This is a genomic window from Clostridium bornimense (genome assembly GCF_000577895.1).
GTDB classification, from domain to species: domain Bacteria; phylum Bacillota; class Clostridia; order Clostridiales; family Clostridiaceae; genus Clostridium_AN; species Clostridium_AN bornimense.
Window position 1 is genome coordinate 2,555,833 of the sequence record NZ_HG917868.1, and the last position, 19,908, is coordinate 2,575,740.

The 19,908-nt window shown below is 28.3% G+C and carries 14 protein-coding genes and 1 other annotated feature; of the genes, 1 reads left to right on the top strand and 13 read right to left on the bottom strand.

The window, feature by feature from the left end:
* Positions 1 to 132 precede the first annotated feature (132 nt).
* Complete coding sequence (locus CM240_RS11585) at positions 133 to 2,562, top strand: glycogen/starch/alpha-glucan phosphorylase (RefSeq protein WP_044039291.1); 2,430 nt, start codon at positions 133 to 135, stop codon at positions 2,560 to 2,562.
* Between the two features lie 34 nt (positions 2,563 to 2,596).
* Here CM240_RS11585 and CM240_RS11590 read toward each other — a convergent pair whose 3' ends face one another.
* The 13 genes from CM240_RS11590 to CM240_RS11650 all read right to left on the bottom strand — a co-directional run bounded on the left by CM240_RS11590 (position 2,597) and on the right by CM240_RS11650 (position 19,908).
* Positions 2,597 to 4,810, bottom strand: a complete 2,214-nt coding sequence (locus CM240_RS11590) for a transglutaminase-like domain-containing protein (RefSeq protein WP_044039292.1) — start codon at positions 4,808 to 4,810, stop codon at positions 2,597 to 2,599.
* A 15-nt stretch (positions 4,811 to 4,825) separates the two neighbouring features.
* Positions 4,826 to 6,007, bottom strand: a complete 1,182-nt coding sequence (locus CM240_RS11595) for a DUF58 domain-containing protein (RefSeq protein ID WP_044039293.1) — start codon at positions 6,005 to 6,007, stop codon at positions 4,826 to 4,828.
* A 24-nt stretch (positions 6,008 to 6,031) separates the two neighbouring features.
* Positions 6,032 to 6,952 carry an AAA family ATPase gene (locus CM240_RS11600; protein ID WP_044039294.1) on the bottom strand — a complete coding sequence of 307 codons (921 nt, stop codon included), beginning with the start codon at positions 6,950 to 6,952 and terminating at the stop codon, positions 6,032 to 6,034.
* Positions 6,953 to 7,116: 164 nt separating this feature from the next.
* The gene (leuA, locus tag CM240_RS11605) at positions 7,117 to 8,799 is read right to left on the bottom strand and encodes a 2-isopropylmalate synthase (protein WP_044039295.1); all 1,683 of its coding nucleotides are present in this window, start codon (positions 8,797 to 8,799) and stop codon (positions 7,117 to 7,119) included.
* 56 nt (positions 8,800 to 8,855) lie between these two features.
* Positions 8,856 to 9,105: a binding site (T-box leader), on the bottom strand.
* Between the two features lie 70 nt (positions 9,106 to 9,175).
* On the bottom strand, positions 9,176 to 10,066 hold the full coding sequence (locus CM240_RS11610) for an Ig-like domain-containing protein (protein WP_044039296.1): 891 nt from the start codon (positions 10,064 to 10,066) through the stop codon (positions 9,176 to 9,178).
* A gap of 45 nt (positions 10,067 to 10,111) precedes the next feature.
* Positions 10,112 to 11,254 carry a tetratricopeptide repeat protein gene (locus CM240_RS11615; protein ID WP_044039297.1) on the bottom strand — a complete coding sequence of 381 codons (1,143 nt, stop codon included), beginning with the start codon at positions 11,252 to 11,254 and terminating at the stop codon, positions 10,112 to 10,114.
* A gap of 13 nt (positions 11,255 to 11,267) precedes the next feature.
* A complete protein-coding gene (locus CM240_RS11620) occupies positions 11,268 to 12,374 on the bottom strand; it encodes an Ig-like domain-containing protein (RefSeq protein WP_044039298.1) in 1,107 nt (368 codons plus the stop codon).
* Positions 12,375 to 12,404: 30 nt separating this feature from the next.
* Positions 12,405 to 13,880, bottom strand: a complete 1,476-nt coding sequence (locus CM240_RS11625; RefSeq protein ID WP_044039299.1) for a HAMP domain-containing sensor histidine kinase — start codon at positions 13,878 to 13,880, stop codon at positions 12,405 to 12,407.
* A 6-nt stretch (positions 13,881 to 13,886) separates the two neighbouring features.
* Complete coding sequence (locus CM240_RS11630; protein WP_044039300.1) at positions 13,887 to 14,570, bottom strand: response regulator transcription factor; 684 nt, start codon at positions 14,568 to 14,570, stop codon at positions 13,887 to 13,889.
* Between the two features lie 105 nt (positions 14,571 to 14,675).
* The gene (locus CM240_RS11635; protein ID WP_044039301.1) at positions 14,676 to 15,545 is read right to left on the bottom strand and encodes a methionyl aminopeptidase; all 870 of its coding nucleotides are present in this window, start codon (positions 15,543 to 15,545) and stop codon (positions 14,676 to 14,678) included.
* An 89-nt stretch (positions 15,546 to 15,634) separates the two neighbouring features.
* Positions 15,635 to 16,957: a hypothetical protein gene (locus CM240_RS11640; RefSeq protein WP_044039302.1), complete on the bottom strand. Its 1,323-nt coding sequence runs from the start codon at positions 16,955 to 16,957 to the stop codon at positions 15,635 to 15,637.
* Positions 16,958 to 16,983: 26 nt separating this feature from the next.
* On the bottom strand, positions 16,984 to 17,808 hold the full coding sequence (gene aroE, locus CM240_RS11645) for a shikimate dehydrogenase (protein WP_242838479.1): 825 nt from the start codon (positions 17,806 to 17,808) through the stop codon (positions 16,984 to 16,986).
* A 51-nt stretch (positions 17,809 to 17,859) separates the two neighbouring features.
* Positions 17,860 to 19,908 carry an Hsp70 family protein gene (locus CM240_RS11650; protein WP_044039303.1) on the bottom strand — a complete coding sequence of 683 codons (2,049 nt, stop codon included), beginning with the start codon at positions 19,906 to 19,908 and terminating at the stop codon, positions 17,860 to 17,862.

The window sequence follows — 19,908 nt, forward strand, 5'->3', positions numbered from 1 at the left end:
GCGGTTATTTTTTTATATTTAATATTTCATAAAAATTTACATTACTTCTTACATTAATTAATATATATATTAATATCACCATTAATTCTATAAACTATTATATTTAATTCAGCAATTTTAGGAGTGATTTTTATGACTTTGACTAAGGATAAAATTAAAGAAGATTTTATAAATAAAACTACATCTCTTTTTGCTCAAGATGTGTCTGAATGTAGCAACTCCTACAAATATCTTGCATTAGCTAGTCTAGTAAAAGATTATGCTGCGCAAAATTGGCTTAAAACTAATAAACAATATGCAGAGACTTCCGAAAAACAAGTTTATTATTTTTCTATGGAATTTTTAATAGGGCGCTTACTTCAAAGCAATTTAATTAACTTAGGAATTAGAGATTTATGTGAAGAAGCATTAAAAGAACTAAATATAAACTTGAGAGAATTAGAAGAAACTGAAGTAGATGCTGGACTTGGTAATGGTGGACTTGGTAGACTTGCCGCCTGTTTTTTAGACTCTATGGCTTCACTAGAATTACCCGGTCATGGCAATGGAATTAGATATAATTATGGACTATTTGAACAAAAAATAGTTAATGGCTATCAAGTGGAAATTCCTGATAATTGGCTAAAGGACGGAAATATATGGGAGACTCGTAAAGATGATAAATCTGTTATAGTTAAGTTTTATGGTACTGTTAAGACTATAGAAAAAAAAGGACGACTAAACTTTGAACTTCAAGATTATGAAGCTGTTAGAGCCGTACCTTATGATACTCCTATAATAGGTTATAATAATAAAACCGTGAACACTTTAAGGTTATGGAGTTCTGAGCCCGTACATTCCGATTTTGACTTATATGAGTTCTCTAAAGGAGACTACGTAAAGGCACAAGAATATAAAGCTGATATTCAAGCGATATCCCAAGTGTTATATCCTGATGACTCCACCGAAAAAGGTAAGCTACTTCGCTTAAAACAACAATACTTTTTTGTCTGTGCCGGTATTCACTCTATAATAAAAAGATTTAAAAAATCAGGACATTCTATTTTTGATTTAGATAAACATGTACAAATTCATATTAATGATACTCACCCTTCTGTCGCTGTTGCAGAACTTATGAGAATTCTTATAGATGAAGAAGAATTAAATTGGGATGATGCCTTTAGAATAACAGTAAATACTCTAGCTTATACAAACCATACTATACTTTCAGAAGCCCTTGAAAAATGGCCTATTGATTTATTTAAAAATTTATTACCTAGAATATATATGATTATAGAAGAAATAAATAGACGATTTTGTGAGGATATACGAAGAAAATTTCCTAATGATGAAGAAAAAGTACGACGAATGTCTATCATAAATGATGGTGTAATTAAAATGGCATATTTAGCAATAGTAGGTTCTCATTCAATAAATGGAGTGGCAAAACTTCATACAGATATCCTTAAACATAGAGAATTAAAAGATTTCTATGATATGTACACTCTAAGATTTAATAATAAAACTAATGGTATAACTCACAGGCGTTGGCTATTACAAGCAAATCCCGAGTTATCATCACTTATAACTGATACTATTGGTGAAGACTGGATAAAAAACCCTAAAGAACTTTCTAAGCTAAGAAAGTTTTCTACAGATACAGAACTTAAGAATAGAATAGAAAAAATTAAATTTAATAATAAGCTACTTTTGGCCCGTTATGTAAAAGATAAATATGATATTTTAATAGACCCTAATTCAATATTTGATATACAAGTTAAAAGATTACACGCCTATAAGAGACAAGTATTAAATATATTACACATAATGTATCTTTACAATACTATAAAAGAAAATCCTAACTTAGACTTAACCCCTAGAACTTTTTTCTTTGGCGCAAAAGCATCTCCTAGCTATCATTTAGCAAAGGAAACTATAAAGCTTATAAATACTGTGGCAACATTAATAAATAATGATCCTGTAGTTAGCAAGAAAATCAAAGTAATATTCTTAGAAAATTATAGAGTATCTTTAGCCGAAAAGGTTATTCCTTGTGCTGATGTATCAGAGCAAATATCTACCACAACCTTTGAAGCCTCTGGAACTGGTAATATGAAATTTATGATGAATGGAGCTATTACCTTAGCAACTCTTGATGGCGCTAATGTTGAGATATATGATGCTGTTGGTACCGATAATATGGTATTATTTGGAATGGACGTCCATGAAGTTACTCAATATCTTAACTTTGGTGGATATTCTTCGAGACGTATATATAATGAAGATAATCGTCTAAGAAAAGTCTTAGATCAATTAATAGATGGCTCATTAAATGTGTCTCCTTATGAATTTGAAAATCTTCGCAACTCTCTTTTAGATATGAATGATGAATATTTTGTATTAAAGGATTTTAATTCTTATGTTAAAGCTCAAGAAAAAATTGATTTACTTTATAGGGATCATAAAAAATGGTTAGAGATGTGTATTATAAATATAGCTGAATCAGGAATATTTTCATCAGACAACACAATTAAGGAATACGCTATAGATATATGGAATACAAACCCTGTAAGAATCAAATAACGCAGAAAGACAAGCTTTTACCGCTTGTCTTCAACTACATAATTAATCCTTTAATTTTCCCGACCCTATTTTTTATAATACTTCTTAGCTTATAATAATCTTCAAAGGATTTATCTATTTCTTCATCACTTGGAACAACACCTCGATACTGATTTTTATTTAATATCTCAATAATATCAGATATTATTATTCCCCTGTCTTTAAATACCTTATTTCCATACGTTATATAAGTGTCATCATTATCAAAATATACATCTAACTTTTCTAGTTGTAAGACTACCCTTTTAAAAATTTCTTTTATAATCACATCATTATTATATTTTAGAACCTTATGTCTCCAAAATATTTCTCTAAGATTTATATATATGTATATAGATATAATTAGCAGAATACTAAATGATACAAAGATTAAAATTATATTTATCATAGATAAATTTACATATAACTTTGAAATTAGTTCGCTAATTTTATCAGCAATTTCCTCGATTTTATATGTAATTCCATTATTAGATTCATCAGAAATTCCTACAGTAGGTTCAAATGTCATCCAGCCGTAACCTGATATATATACTTCTGGAAATGCATGAGCATCTTTTTCTCTAACTATATATCTATTACTATTTTCATCAAACTCATCAGCTACGAATCCTTCTACATATCTTGCTGGTAATCCACTAGCTCTTGCTAATATAACCATTGCTGATGCAAATTGAACGCATACACCTTTCTTACCCTCAAATATGAAAAAATCATTATAATCTTGTCCATTTGCAGCTTTTCCCATATCAAAATCATATTTAAATTCTCCACTCTTAAAAAATTTCTCTATAGCAACTGCTTTTTCATAATCTGAATCTTTATCTTTTGTTATTTTATCAGCTAAATCATATATTCTATCTGGAATAGTATCTGGTAACTCTATATATTTATATCTGTATTTTATACTATCTTTTATACCATCATATAGACCTTGTTCTATAAAAAAGTTTTTTCCTTCCATAGAATGAAATATATCATAGTACCTTTCTTTATTAAGATAGCTTAATAACTCCTTCTGCAAAGAACCCTTCTTCATATTTTGTGACATATATTCTATTTCATAAATCATATTCTCATCAATGTCTTGATTTATAAGATAATATTTCGCTAATCCATCTTTGTATATTTTTTCTTTTTTCCCAGGTATTCTTATATTAAATGTCCCTGGTACATTTAATAAGTATTCCCCCTTATAATTTCTATAATAGATTCTAGCTTTTTTTATATCTCTATCTACAGATTTATATTGTTTTAATATATTAATCTCATCATTATCATCACCATAATAATCCTCTACAGCTACTGCAACATCATCTATACTTGGTATAAGTTTATCCGTATCTTCTACAGGCTCTTGTTGTAGTAATGACGTATCACCAACACACCACTTATTATCTAAATATTTATCCCAACTTTGAACTCTTATATATAACGGTTCATCACTATCAACTTCAAAAAGTATTTTATTACTTTGAGGTACACTTTTTATATCTATATTTGCATCTTTTTTAGCCTCAGAAGTATTTAATTTTTTACTACTACTATCTCCGTAGGCTGTATTTATAGTGTCTGCTATCTTATTATTAAACTTAGGAACTGGAATAATACTAGTAAATCCAATTATAATTATTAAAATTACTATAATAATTTTAACATTTACTTCCTTATTAAATATATCTTTATTTAAATTACTTATGATATAAAGCAACATAAATAATAATATAAACATTACAAAACTAAAATTTATACCTTTTTCACATCTACCTACATGAAAAAATAATGGTATGAATCCTATTAGAAGTATAATTATTGTTCTTTTTATCACTAAAGTAAAATAAAATGTTACTGAAGCAAAAAAATAAGAGAATAAAACAGAACTTATGATGTAAAAGTTGGCAGTACATTTTTCACCATGAGGGGCCACACTTAACCATGCCGAATATGAAGTATCTCCATCCCCTACAACTGATAAAAATAACATACCTATTATCAAAACAATTGTCATTGCTATATAATGCACTATCCCTTGTCTATTTCTTTGTTTTACAAAATTCAGAAATGCAAAAATAGGAATATGAATTATTGATATTTCTACAATACATAGCAATAATGACTTCTCTGTCACTAAATTAAGAATCCAACTAGTGCAATTCATAGAAAAAAGTAATGGTATTATCATTTCTCTCACATTTGATCTTGATTCTCTCACTTCTTATCTCCTTTCTTAAAATAAATTATAAAATTGATAATCCTCCTTTAATACCCATAAGTTTCTTTCAAGTGTGACATCATAATTCAATTGATCATTACTATTCTTTACCCAAACTACTTCATTTTCCACTTCACTTAATTTAAAAATATAATCTATATTCTCTATAAATGCATCTATATTTGCAGTAATTGAAATACTATCGATTTCCACAACTAGCTTTTCTAAAGATTTTTTTATATCACCTTCATCAAATCTGTGTATAAATTGATACTCTACAAATTTATTTTGTATTATGTTTATGTCTTCCATCTCTCTTATTTCATATATAGTCCACAAATCATTTTCAAATATATATATTTCCACATCTATATTTCTATCTAATAATACAAAAGCCAATGATAGAACCGTTTTTAATATTTTATTTTCTATCATCCTTCTATCTTTTTTTTCAATAGCTATATACGGATTCATAATAATAGCTTTCTTATTGATAGCTATTATATTGTCATTTTTTCTTACTAAAAGCTCTCGATTTTTAGAGAATTTCTTCCAATTAATTCTGTTTAAACTATCCCCTGGTACATATTGTCTAAATTCGTACCCTGGTTCTATCTCTATATTACTGAAATTTATATAATAATCACTACTAACCAATCTCATACTAGATGTCAACTTTTTTACTATATCACTATTTATATCTATAGGAAAAATTACAGGTAATACTGTTATTTCTTTTTTATTATCAAAACCATCAATATATATACTAGATATTCCAAAATAATCTCCTATCTTTATGTCATCTATACCTATAGTTCCTTTTCCCCTAAACAACTGATAATACTTCATCGTAATCACCTTTGATTTTCTTGATTCTAAAGTGAATCTAAATACATTCGAATCATCAAAGGTAAATATATCATCTTTTATAAAATCTATTTCTATAATAGATGTAGGTAATATCGATTTATTTTTTATTTCTACTTTTACCTCAAGAAAATCTTCTTTCATAATATCTTCTTTAGGTAAAATAACATGTACATCTATATTTCTTTTGGTAATTCGAGTAAAAATTATAGATGTAATAAATATACTAATAAATACTATAAGTAATGTACCACTAACTACTCCTCCTAAAAGATATGCATTTAAAGTTACTAAAATAAACATGAATAAAAACTCTATTTTATTCTTCATAAACTCAATCCTCTACCTGAATTTTTAATATAATGGCACTTCTACATTTTTAATTGCTTCCTTTATAATTTCATCACTAGTAACTCCTATATTAGATTTTAATATTATCCTATGTGATAAAACCGGTATTGCCATTTCTTGAATATCATCTGGAATAACATAATCTCTTCCTCTAATATAGGCTAATGATTTAGCTGCTTTTAATAAGCTTATTCCTCCTCTAGGACTTATTCCTACTAACACTTTAGGATTTTTTCTACTTTCATGTATCAAATCTACTATATAATATTTAATATTATCTAAAACAGTAACTTCTTTTACTTGCTCTTGCATATTAACAAGCTCTTCCATAGTTATTATTGATTCTAATTTTTTTAATGGATTTTCACCCTCAAATCTATCTAAAATTAATTTTTCCTCTTCTTTATTTGGATATCCCATAGATATTTTTAATAAAAATCTGTCCATTTGAGCCTCTGGCAATTTATAAGTTCCTTGATGTTCTACGGGATTCTCAGTAGCTAATACCATAAAAGGTCTTGGAACAGTATGTATTTTTCCATCTACAGTAACTTGAAATTCCTCCATTATTTCTAGCAAACTTGACTGACACTTTGGTGATGATCTATTAATTTCATCGGCTAAAAGAAAATTACACATAACTACTCCCGATTTATATGTAAATTCTTTTGTTTCAGGATCAAACATGGAAAATCCAACAACATCTGATGGCATTATATCTGGAGTAAACTGTATTCTATTAAAAATTCCATCTACAGATTTAGCTAACGCACCAACAACTTGAGTCTTACCAACCCCTGGTACGTCTTCAATAAGTACATGTCCTTCACTTAATAATGCTACCATAAGCTGCTCTATAACATTTCTCTTCCCAATTATAACCTTCTCTATATTATCTATAATTCTCTTAATTATTTGATTCATTAGATTCCTCCGACATATTTCACATTCTTTGCTATGTAATTATATATTCTTTTGGAAAATTTTGCAACAAGCCAATTTAAAAAATTCACAATTTATGAATAAGCCGCTATCACTATTTTGTGATTAAAACATTATTCTAAAATTGTGAATTTAAATTATATATACTATTTTCTTATATTACCGCATCTATTCATAGCACTTACTAAAGCATTTAGAGATGCTGTAGCTATATTTTCTGATATTCCTACACCAAACCATTCTTTTCCTTTACTTTCTATTTGTATATAACAAACAGCTCTAGAACATGAACCTCCCTCAAGTGCATGTTCAAAGTAATTCTTAAACTTACAATCTACATCTTCATCAGATATTAATCCATTATAAAATGCATTTAGAGGTCCATTTCCTTTTCCTATGATTTCTTTTTCTTCACCATTAACTGCAACCTTAGCTTTAATAGAGACTATATTTTTGCCTCCTTCTACATCATCAGTTGATTGTATCTCATATCCTTTAAGTGTATATGGTTTATTGATATCTAAATAATGCTCTTTAAATATATCAAAGATTTCATTAGCAGTTAATTCTACTCCTAACTCATCAGATTTTTCTTGCACAAAGGCTCCAAATTCAGGATGCATTGCCTTAGGCAACATAAATCCAAAGTCATTTTCCATTATATATGCTGCTCCACCTTTTCCTGATTGGCTATTTATTCTTATTATTTCTTCATATTCACGTCCTAAATCATGAGGATCAATAGGAAGATATGGCACTTCCCATATAGAAGAATTTTTCTCTTTCATGGCTATAAACCCTTTTCTTATGGCGTCTTGATGTGATCCTGAAAATGCTGCATATACTAACTTTCCCGCATATGGATGTCTATCATGAACAGTAAGCTTAGTACATCTTTCATAGACTTCTATTAGCTTATTAATATCATGAAAGTCTAATTTAGGCTCAATACCTTGAGAATATAAATTCATTGCTGTTGTAACTATATCAAGGTTACCTGTTCTCTCACCATTACCAAACAAAGTTCCTTCTAATCTATCTGCCCCTGCTAGAAGTCCAAGTTCACTTGATGCTGTACAAGTTCCTCTATCATTATGAGTATGAAGACTTAATATAATATTTTCTCTATTTGATACATGAGTAGAGAACCACTCTATTTGGTCTGCATATACATTTGGTGTTGCCATTTCTACTGTCGATGGTAAGTTTATTATAACCTTTTTATCTTTTGTAGGTTTCCAAACATCAATAACTGCTTCACAAATTTCCAAAGCATAATCTAACTCTGTACCGGTAAAACTTTCTGGTGAATATTCAAAAGTAAAATCTGTTTCTGGATATTTATTTTTATATTCATTCAATAATTTAGCACCACTAACAGCTATATCAATAATTTCTTCTTTAGACTTTTTAAATACAACTTCTCTTTGCAATGTAGATGTAGAATTATAAAGATGCACTATAGCTTTTTTTACCCCAACTAAACTTTCAAAAGTCTTTTTTATAAGATGCTCTCTAGCTTGTGTTAATACCTGTATTGTAACATCATCTGGTATAAGGTTATCTTCTACTAAAGCTCTTAAGAATTTATATTCTGTCTCCGATGCTGATGGAAAGCCTATTTCTATTTCCTTGAACCCCATATCAACTAATAGCTTAAACATTTCCTTTTTCTCTTCCACATTCATAGGTGATGGTAATGATTGATTTCCATCTCTTAAGTCAACACTACACCAAATTGGTGCTTTCTCTATTACATTGTTTGGCCATTTACGATTAGGTAAATTTACCACTGGATACTTTCTATACTTTTTAAAATCATAAGACATATATATTAGCCCCCCTCTTATAATATCAATACCAAAATAAAAAAACCTCGTCTCAAAAAAGAGACGAGGTTAACTCGCGGTACCACTCTATTTAGCTTATTTTACAAAAAGCTCACTCTATCAGTGGCATTATAAAAAACATACCACCTATCCCTATAACGTGAGAATCGCGTTCTACCCTAAACAAAAACTAGTCTCAGGTGAAAGCTCACAGACAAGTTCAGAACTAAAAAATTACCGGTTCACAGCTACCCCAGCTCTCTGAGAATTTTTATCATACTTACTACTTCTGCTCATAGCTTGTAAAATATTGATTGTAAAATATTATATATTATAAAGTAGATTTTGTAAATACTAAAAATGATTTTTGTTTTTATTAACCTGAAACAACTGTTCCATCTTCATAAACCTTTACCCAATTGGTACCCGTATATCCTTGACATCTCAGTTCTATATCTATAACTTGAAATAAATAATATTTTCCTTTTTCATCACTAAAAATTTCTCCAGTATTCCCACAACTATATTTTCCTTCTTCAAATTCATTTCTTACAAGTGCTTCTGCTTCTTCTACAGTTATCATTGTTTTCTTCTCTTCTACATCTGAATCCGATTTACTGTTTATATCATTTTTATTTTCTTCTGTATCTATTTTTTTGCTACTTTCTTTTATACTAAGTACTAGTTGTACACTTCTTCCATATTGAGGTATATTACCTGTATATCTAAATGTACCTGATTTATTAGTTCTTACTTTATTATTATCCCAAGTTATTTTTCCATTAACATCGCTACCATCAATATTCAATATTGTTTCACTTGGTAATTGATAATTTTCACCGACATATATACTTTTATTTATAACTATAGTATCAAAAGTATCTTCTATCTTTTTTAATTCTTTTTTCATATTTTCTACATCTACATTATTGTCTATAGCTAATCTTACGATCCTATAAGCATCATCTTTTCTACCTTTCTCTAGATACTTATCCTTTATTTTTATATAAGTATCTATACTATTTTTACTTATAGATATGGCCTTATCATACCACTTTTTTGCTTTCTCATAATCCTCTTCTTCTAAATATTTATTTCCATTATCTATTGCAGTCCTTATCTCTTGTTCTTCTACTTTAGCTTGCTCTTTAACATCTTTAAGCAAAATATTTTCTTTATCTTTGGTTTTGCAGGCCATAAAATTAATAACAGCAAAAATACTTAATACTAAACTAATTCCTTTAATTACACATTTCCTTTCAACCATTTCCTTCGCCCCTCAATATCAACATATAAAAACTCATTCTTTTCTTTAATAAAGATCTTGCATTTCTACCTTCACTACCACTCCATTTTCTATATATACCTTTGCAAACATTCCTTTTGATGAAACTCCTGGTACATTCCATTCATCAGCTTTTGAAATTTCTTCAAATACCCTCAATATATTGTAGGATCCAGCATACACTATAAATTGTGTAGTATATGGCATACTAACATGTTGACTTTTAGTGATAAGTTCTTTATCCACCGTCCATTCACATTTCTCGGATACATAATACTCTTCTTCTTCTTTTCCTACATCTCTTATGTAATACTTTCCACTCTTTCTCTCTAAGGCATCATTCTTATCTATACTTGCCTGTTTAACAGCCTCTTCATCTTCATAGAACTCTACTTCCTTTAACGCTAAAACTCTATTATACTCCTTACCTTCAAATTTAGTAACATAACATATCTTTGTACCTGTAAAATAACTTTTTTCATCTACATATATATCACTTTGTACAGGATTACTTTCATCTTTATTCTCAACTTCATTATTTTTATCAACCTTTTTATTTTCTACTATTACATTATTATTTTTATCTTTAACTTCAAGATTTAATATTACTTTTCTCCCATATTGAGCTATATTGCCTCCATAAATAAATACACCTGCTGAATTATTTTTTATCTTATCATTATTCCACTTTATTTTTCCTGTAACCTTACTACCATTAACATCTAATGATGTCTCATTAGGTAACTTATAATTTTCACCAACATATATTTCTTTATTCATTACTATAACATCAAAGGTATCTTCAATACTTTTTAACTCTTTTTTCATATCTTCTACATCTACACCATTATCTATAGCTAACCTAACAATTCTATAAGCATCATCCTTCCTACCTTTTTCTAAATACTTATCTTTTATTTTCTTATAAGTATCTACATTTCCTTTACTTATAGATATTGCTTTCTCATACCACTTTTTTGCCTTATCATAATTTCCTTCTTCTAAATATTTATTTCCATTATCTATTGCAGTTCTTATTTCTTGTTCTTCCACTTTACTTTGACTTTTAACATCTTTAAGTAAAATACTTTCTTTATCTTTACTTGTACAAGCCATAAAGTTCATTAACATAATTATACTAATAATCACCGTAAAAATTTTCTTTAACATAATCTCATACCACCTAATAACTTAAACCTGATAAAGCTGTTCTATTAAACTTTACTATTTTATTATTTTCTATATATACCCACCATAGCTGTCCATAATCATCTTCATTATTATAGAACTTATAGTATCTATCTATATAATCTTGCATTTCTTGAAAATTCATATTTTTCTCTTGATAAATAGTTCCATCTGGAGTTAATGAATTACCCATATACAAATATTCACAATCATCACTTATATTATATCTTTCCACTGCAGTAAAAGAATTTTTAATCCAATATCTATTTTTATCGCCATCGCATCCTAAATAACTTAAACATTCACCTGTATACTTATCTAATAATGCCCCTTGATCCTTTTCAATCTCTTCACTAAAATATTGTACTTCATCTACTATCGCATATTTTTTTCCATTCTCTTCATTAACTTCTTTAATAAAACATAGCTTTTTCTCATTCTTACTACTTTCATTACCTAAATCGTTCTTTCCATTATTATTTACTAACTCCTTATTCTTAATTTCAAGATTCATTACTACCTTTCTACCATATAGCGGAATACTACCTTTATAAATAAATATTCCAGACTTATTAGTAGTCACCTTACTATTATTCCAAGTTATTTTTCCATCAACATCTTTGCCATCAATATTTAATGTTGATTCACTTGGTAACTCATAATCTTCACCAACATATATACTTTCATTTATAACTATAGTTTCAAAAGTATCTTCAATCTTTTTCAATTCTTTTTTCATATTTTCTACATCTACACCATTATCTATAGCTAACCTAATAATTCTATAGGCGTCATCTTTTCTATCTTTCTCCCAATACTTATCTTCTATCTTTTTATAAGTATCTCTCTTACTCCTATTTATAGATATTGCCCTCTCATACCACATTTTTGCTTTATCATAATTTTCTTCTTCCAAATATTTATTTCCATTATCTATTGCAGTTTTTATTTCTTGTTTCTCTACTTTGCTTTGATTTTTAACATCTTTAACTAAGATACTCTCTTTGTCACCTTTACTACAGCCAAATAAACTAAAAGCAACTACTAGTATTGCAAAAATAGTAACTACATACCTTCCTCTCTTGAAAAATATACCTCTCATAAATATCACCCCTATGTAGTAATGATATAACTATATCTTTTCCAAGTTTAAGTTACTTGTTTCCAACTTGTTAACAACACTAGGTATTTTTATCGAAACTTTTATTACTTCTCCATTTTCTATATTTATACTTCCATCATGTTCTCTAATGATTTCACTACAAATATATAACCCTAACCCTCTACTTTTCTCTTTTTCTTCTATAGAATCTTTTGATTTTACAAATGGTTCAAAAATATTATCATAAACTCTATCTGGTATAGAATCCCCCTTATTTATAACATCAATGACATACATATCTTTCTCTATATATCCCTTAACTATAATGTTTTCATTTATATGTGAATACTTTATAGCATTATCAATGATATTTATTAGCACTTCTCTAATTCTGCTATTTTGACCCAATATATATCCTTCTTTTATATCTTTATCTATTCTTAAAGAATACTTCTTTGCCTTCATATTCATATCATCACAAATTTGATCTAGTATTCCTTTCATTTCTAACTGAACCCATTCTTCTTCTATATAAGAAATTCCTTTAGATACATCTATAAGATCTAAAACTAGTTTGTGTAATCTTTCACTTTCTGAATATATTCTCTCTACTGCCCTCTTTTTAAACTCCTCATCATCAACAACATCATCTTTAATCATTTCTGCATAACCTGATATTGCTGTTAGCGGCGTTTTTAGTTCATGAGTAACATTATTAAAAAACTCTACTCTACTTTTTTCTAACTTTTCCACCTTGCTTTTTTGTAACTTTATATCTTCTATTTGATGTTGTATCTTATTCTTCATTTCCATAAAAGATTTTGATAAAATTCCTACTTCATCATTACTTTTTACTTCTACCGATGCATTATAATCTCCATTGCCAACCTTATTTACTACATCTGTCAATTTACTTATTGGCTTAGTGATTTTTCTTATAATAAAGAACAATATAATAAAAACTATTAAGAATACAATTGTTTCTATAATAGTAGTAAATCTTATTGTATTTCTATATTCATTGTATATATAAGTATAATCTTTATTAATTACCACTATCCCTAAATAACTACTATCAATATAGATAGGATAGGTTAATATACCCTTCATCTTACCTTTTCCATAATTAATATTTACTATAGCCTTTTTTCCTTTTGAATTTTTAATTCCCTTTTCAATAATTTTTTCAAATCCCTTATTTCCGCTATCAGCAAATACGTCACCATTCATATTTCTTACTTGGCTATCACAATTATAATTTACAGTTATATAACTTATTATATTATCTGCTTCCTTCTTTAAACCTTCTTCATTTGACTGTAATTCATCTATTATTAACCTATACTTTACATACTCTCTTGTACTACTCATAACTTCTTTTAATGAACTATATACGGTACTTTCCATATTAGACATTAAAACTTCTCTAGTTATAAAATTAATAGCTACTAACAACACTATAAATACTATTGATAATGAAATTGTAAATTTAGCTTTTATTTTCATAAATATTTACCTCATCACATACCCTATACCAAAAACAGTTTCTATGATAGATAACTTTCCTTCACTATCTAGCTTACTCCTTAATCGCCTAACATGAACATCTACTGTTCTTAGCTCTCCATCATAATCATATCCCCAAACCTTATCTAATAATTGCTCCCTTGAAAAAACTTTATTTTTATTCTTAACTAAAAATTCTAACAAATCATATTCTTTAGGTTTCAATTTTACCTCTTCATCATTTTTTATAATACTTCTACTTTCCAAATTAATTTTCACTTCATCATTTATCTTAATATAAGCATTTTCAATAGCATCCTTATATTTATCCACTCTTCTTAAAGCAACTTTAACTCTAGTTAATACTTCCTTTATATGAAATGGTTTTGTAATATAATCATCAGCTCCTAGCTCTAATCCTAACACTTTATCTACTATATCATTTCTTGCTGTCAGCATTATTACAGGTATGCAATTATTACCGTTTATATATTTACAAATTTCAAATCCACTCTCATCTGGCAGATTTATATCTAATAAAGCCAAATTTGGCTTAAATGTATCTAACAAACTCCTCGCTTCTGCTCCATTAAAAGCACTCCTAACAATATATCCATCTGCTTTCAATGCCGCAGATAATATATCATTTATAGATTCTTCATCTTCTACAACTAATATTTTGAATTTCATATACTTTTCCTCATCTCTCAATTTATTCCATAATAATGATACCAAATATATCTAATAATTAAAACTAAAAAAGCTGCCACACATTCCGTGTAACAGCTTTTCTGTCTATTTTGATATTATTTCTACTCCATCTTCAGTAACTAATATTTGATGCTCCCATTGTGCTGATAGGCTTCCATCATCAGTAATTGCTGTCCAATCATTATCAGCATCTACAAATAAAGAATATCCACCAGCATTAATCATAGGTTCTATAGTAAATACCATACCTGGTACTAAAATCATACCTTCACCCTTATTACCAAAATGATATACAAAAGGCTCTTCATGAAACTCAAGTCCAATACCATGACCGCCAAAATCTCTGACTACAGAGTATCCATTAGCTTCTGCATGCTCTTGTATAGCAGCACCTATATCATCTAAAAATCCCCATGGCTTCACTGCTTCTATCCCTTTATATAAACATTCCTTTGTTACTTCTACTAATTTTTTAGCCTCTTCTGAAACATCTCCGATCATAAACATTCTTGATGAGTCTGAAAAATATCCATCTAAAATTGTAGATACATCTACGTTTATTATATCTCCACTTCTAAGAATAATATCTTTATCTGGTATACCATGACATACTTCTTCGTTTATTGAAGTACAAATACTCTTAGGAAATCCTTGATAATTTAACGGTGCTGGAATACCACCTTTCTCAATAGTATAGTTATGGACAATAGTATTTATTTCTTCCGTACTCATACCTTCATGTATCTTCTCAGCAACAAGATCTAATGCACCTTTTGTTATTTCTGCACTTTTCTTGATTCCTTCAATTTGTGCTGGAGTCTTTATTATATCTCTTGAAGGCATTTCATATCCTTCTTCTCTTAGTTTTTCATACTTCTCATCAAAATTCATATGGCACTTCTTATATTTTAATCCGCTACCACACCAACAATGATCATTTCTATTCATTTTCATTTTATCGTCTCCTTAATTCGTTCCAAAATATTAACTCTATACTTTATTATAACTTTTAAGAAGATTTAATCAATAAGGTATATATCATTTTATTCAAAGAACTCCATAAGCCAACTTAGAAACCCTTGATTACTCTTTTTATCATTTATAGACGGATGAAATATATCATCATTATCTTTAGATGCCTTTGGTGTTGCAAAAGTTGTTACCCCATCTGAATATTGTAGCCTTCCATTTCTCTCAAATATAGAGAATAATATGTATCCATAAGTTTTATTTTCATCTAGACCTTTATCAACTACTTTTTCATTTTCAATATATTCTACCTTCACGCCATCCCCCCTTTTTTTAGGCATTGCTCCTTCTTTCCTCCAAACTTCTATTAATTTTGCTCCCTTAGGCTTCTTAAAATCTATTTCTATTTTTCCTTCTTCAGACAATGTATCTAAAATTTCTACTTCATCAATGTTATCTTTATTATAACTATTACTTTCAATAATAGGCTTTTCTTCTATTTTTTCTTTCTTAGGTGTTCTAATATCTATCAACATATCTTCACTATCAACTATAGATATCTTATTTCTTATGCAATAAAGTAATATATATTCCTTAGCATCTTCTATCTCATAATCCATTTTTATCATAAGATCTACAATATCATCAAATTCTTCTTTTAAAATAAATTTTTTAGCTCCTAATATAATTAAGAAATCATCTATATTCTTAAGTTTTCTATTTCTTAAATGTCTATCATAATCTAATTTACTTTCTATATTTTTAAAAACAACATCACAAAATCCTTGAAGCTCTCCTCTCACAGTTAAAACCGCATCTTTTTTTGAACTAGATCTTATTTCTTCATATATCCTTTTTGATGCTCTTTTAATTTCTGCAAGAGAAGCATTTTCTGATACTTCTAAAAAATCATACAAATTATCTATACATAATATTCTTAAATTCTCCTCAATTCTTCTATTAAGAATAGTATCTGTTTCTCTAGTATCTATCACCATTTCTTTTACAATATTTTTACACTTGTATTCCACATCATCTTTTATTATTGGAAATTTATTCATCATAGATACATATTCTTCATTAGTTATATATTGTTTCTTTGAAATTATATTAAATAACTCTAAAAATTCATCTTTTTCTTTTTCTCTTTGCTTTTCTAAGATTTTTTTCGCTTCTTTCCATTGTTTTTCCCTATCATTCTTAGATCCTAATAGCGTCTTTTCCATCTTTGGAATTAACTCCAAATTAAGCTTAGCCTCTATTTTTTTAGTAGGATGATTTACTAAAGAAGACCATTGTACTCTTTTCTTATTTATAGCCTCCTTAATTTTATCCTCTCTCATCTCTGGTGGGTCAATATCTAATCCTAGTAAAATATAGTAATTTATATTCTTCACTGCCCTCACCTTACTCCCTTAAAGTTTTATTTAAAATTATTTAGCAAAAACTCATATACTTTCATTATTGTATCTTTATCTATAGATATATCATTCCATATTTCTTCAGCCTTTACAGCCTGACCAACAAGCATCAATAATCCATTAGCTATATTAAGTCCATTTTTTTTACCTAAGGCTAAAAATTCTGTCTCCATAGGGTTATATATTAAATCTACAGCAGAGCCAAATTCTTTTATAATACTTTCTTTTACTGGTGTCCCTTCAACATTGGGATACATTCCTACTGGAGTACAATTTACTATCACATCTCCATCATTTAAATTCTCTAACATTTCATAATTTATAATATGCACTCCATCAACTTCTTCACTTTCTCTACATCTCCTAGATACTAAGTATATATCTCTAGCTTTTTTATCTTTTAAATATTGAATTACAGCCTTAGATGCTCCACCATTTCCTAATACTACAATTTTTTTCTCCTCAACAATAATATTATTATATTCAAGCAACATACCAAAACCATAATAATCTGTATTATATCCTTCAACTCTTCCATTTTTAAATGCTATTGTATTTACAGCTCCTATGTTTTTAGCATCTTCTGATATGTAATCTAAAGTTTTTATAACCTCTTCTTTATATGGAATAGTGACATTAACACCTTTATATCCTAAAAGTTTAAAACTTTCTATGCCTTTACTAACAGACTTTTCATCTAGTTCGTATAAAGAATAATTACCCTTTATATTCAATCCTTCAAAAATTTTTTCATGAATTTCTGGTGATAAACTATGTCCCAGTTTCTTTCCTATTAATCCAAATAAATTTTTTTCTTTCATCATCATTCTAGCCCCCTATATTTTCTCTTATGTATATTTATACCACAGATTTAATGATTATTTGAATATTTTTATATGTTTTCCCTTTTTGGCTTTTGATATTTCTTTTGCTATTCTAGAAAAACATCCACTAATATTATTCAATGACGTATATAATGCATTTTCATCACAAGATGCTATAGCTTTTAAAAAACTCTCTTCTGCTTCACCGAATCCTAAAGCTATAATCTCTATATTTTCATCATGGCACTGCTTCGCTAGTTTAAGAGAATTTCTATTATTAAATCCATACCATTGTCCATCTGTTAACACTACTAGATACTTTAACGTATTTATACCATTAAATTCTTTAAGAGCATAACTCAATGGCTGATTAGATGTACCAACTCCCACATCTATTGTTTTTAATTTTCTTACTGCCTTCACCAATAAAGCTTTATCTTTAATAAATGATTGTACAACTTTTACCTTATCACCAAAGGCCACTATTCCTATTTCAGTATTACTAAGATTACTATCCTCTATAAATTTAATAGCCGCCTTTTCTGCCATTTCTAACGGTTCTCCACACATACTACCCGATAAGTCCATAGCAATCATAATAGTTTTATTTTCTTCTGATATAGGATTATTTAAAAATTGTAATTCCTCTTCTACTCGCTCTATTTTTAATTGCAGTTCCTTATCATTTTCTATTTGCTTAGCTGATACAGAAACAATGCTATTTTCATCATAACTATATGTTATTTCCACAAGTGCACTACCACTACCCATAGCTTCTATCCCATGAAAACTATACTTTCCAAGAACAGTACAAAACTCTGGATTTATACTTTCTCCTTGCATCATATATACTTCCATATAATTCTCTCTATCTTCATATGTCTCTATTGCATACATTCTCTTCTCTATAGCAGGAATCTTTGTATTTTTATGTATTATTATAGAATTCTTATATTCTTTATTATCCTCATCTCTTGCTATCATTCCTAATGAGTGTGTAATTACGTCTACAACTTTTTTACTCTTAGGTAATGTTAACCTATTTTTATCTTTATTATTTATTAGTTCTCCATATATTGCTGCACCTGTGGCTACAGCTTCTTCCAAATTAACTCCTGTAAGTGGCTCCTTTTTAAAATGATTCCTTATGGCTTCTTTAATCATAGGCATTTTACAGGAACCTCCAACTAAAAGTATTCCATCTATATCTTCTATATTATAATTACTCTCTAAAATTATCTTTTTAGTCAAAGTCATAGTTCTTTCTAATAAATCTTTTGATATCTCTTTAAATATTTCACTAGTTATCTCATACCTTCCTCTATGTCCAAAATAATTCAGATTAACTACTATTTTATTTCTAATAGATAGTTCTTTTTTATATTTTTCACATTTTATCAAAAGATTTTTATATGTATCCATATTATCTAATAACCATATACCATAATCTTCATTAAACTTATGTACAAGATAAAGAGCTAATCTATCATCCCACTCTTTGCCACCAAGTTCATGATCTCCTTCTGAAGTAATAACTTCAATATTCTTAGAATCTATTTTTACTAGTGTTACATCAAAAGTTCCCCCACCTAAATCATAAACAACAACTGTTTTATTTCCTGATACATTCTTCATACCGTATGCTATAGCCGCTGCTGTTGGCTCATTTACTATTTTAACATCTTGAAATCCTGCTCTTATTCCACTATTTAATGTAGCCTCTCTTTGATGATTGTTAAAATATGCCGGCACTGTAATTACTGCCTTATGTATAACTGTACCTAATTCATCTTCACCATCTCTTTTAAGTTTTTTAATTATATTGTAAGTTAAGTCTTCAGCAGTATAATTTCTTCCATTCTGCGTTAATTTGAAATAATCATTACCTATATTTCTTTTGAAATAAGAAGAAATTTTATCTTCTCCTAAAATCCATAATTCTAATGCCTCATCCCCAACTATTATTCTATCTTTATCAAAATAAATAACAGAGGGGGTTGACCTCTTTCCTTCACTATTTCTTAAAATTCTTGGTAGCCCTTTTTCTATTACTGCCATAGACGAAAAAGACGTACCAACATCAATTCCTAAAGTATACTCCAT

Coding starts and splice junctions, on each gene's coding strand:
- leuA (WP_044039295.1), bottom strand. CDS start 8,799: ATGTCTTATGATTTTAAAAAGTATAGAAAGTATCCAGTGGTAAATTTA.
- CM240_RS11625 (WP_044039299.1), bottom strand. CDS start 13,880: ATGAAAATAAAAGCTAAATTTACAATTTCATTATCAATAGTATTTATA.
- CM240_RS11585 (WP_044039291.1), top strand. CDS start 133: ATGACTTTGACTAAGGATAAAATTAAAGAAGATTTTATAAATAAAACT.
- CM240_RS11620 (WP_044039298.1), bottom strand. CDS start 12,374: ATGAGAGGTATATTTTTCAAGAGAGGAAGGTATGTAGTTACTATTTTT.
- CM240_RS11650 (WP_044039303.1), bottom strand. CDS start 19,908: ATGGAGTATACTTTAGGAATTGATGTTGGTACGTCTTTTTCGTCTATG.
- aroE (WP_242838479.1), bottom strand. CDS start 17,808: ATGATGATGAAAGAAAAAAATTTATTTGGATTAATAGGAAAGAAACTG.
- CM240_RS11595 (WP_044039293.1), bottom strand. CDS start 6,007: ATGAAGAATAAAATAGAGTTTTTATTCATGTTTATTTTAGTAACTTTA.
- CM240_RS11600 (WP_044039294.1), bottom strand. CDS start 6,952: ATGAATCAAATAATTAAGAGAATTATAGATAATATAGAGAAGGTTATA.
- CM240_RS11635 (WP_044039301.1), bottom strand. CDS start 15,545: ATGAAAATGAATAGAAATGATCATTGTTGGTGTGGTAGCGGATTAAAA.
- CM240_RS11610 (WP_044039296.1), bottom strand. CDS start 10,066: ATGGTTGAAAGGAAATGTGTAATTAAAGGAATTAGTTTAGTATTAAGT.
- CM240_RS11615 (WP_044039297.1), bottom strand. CDS start 11,254: ATGTTAAAGAAAATTTTTACGGTGATTATTAGTATAATTATGTTAATG.
- CM240_RS11630 (WP_044039300.1), bottom strand. CDS start 14,570: ATGAAATTCAAAATATTAGTTGTAGAAGATGAAGAATCTATAAATGAT.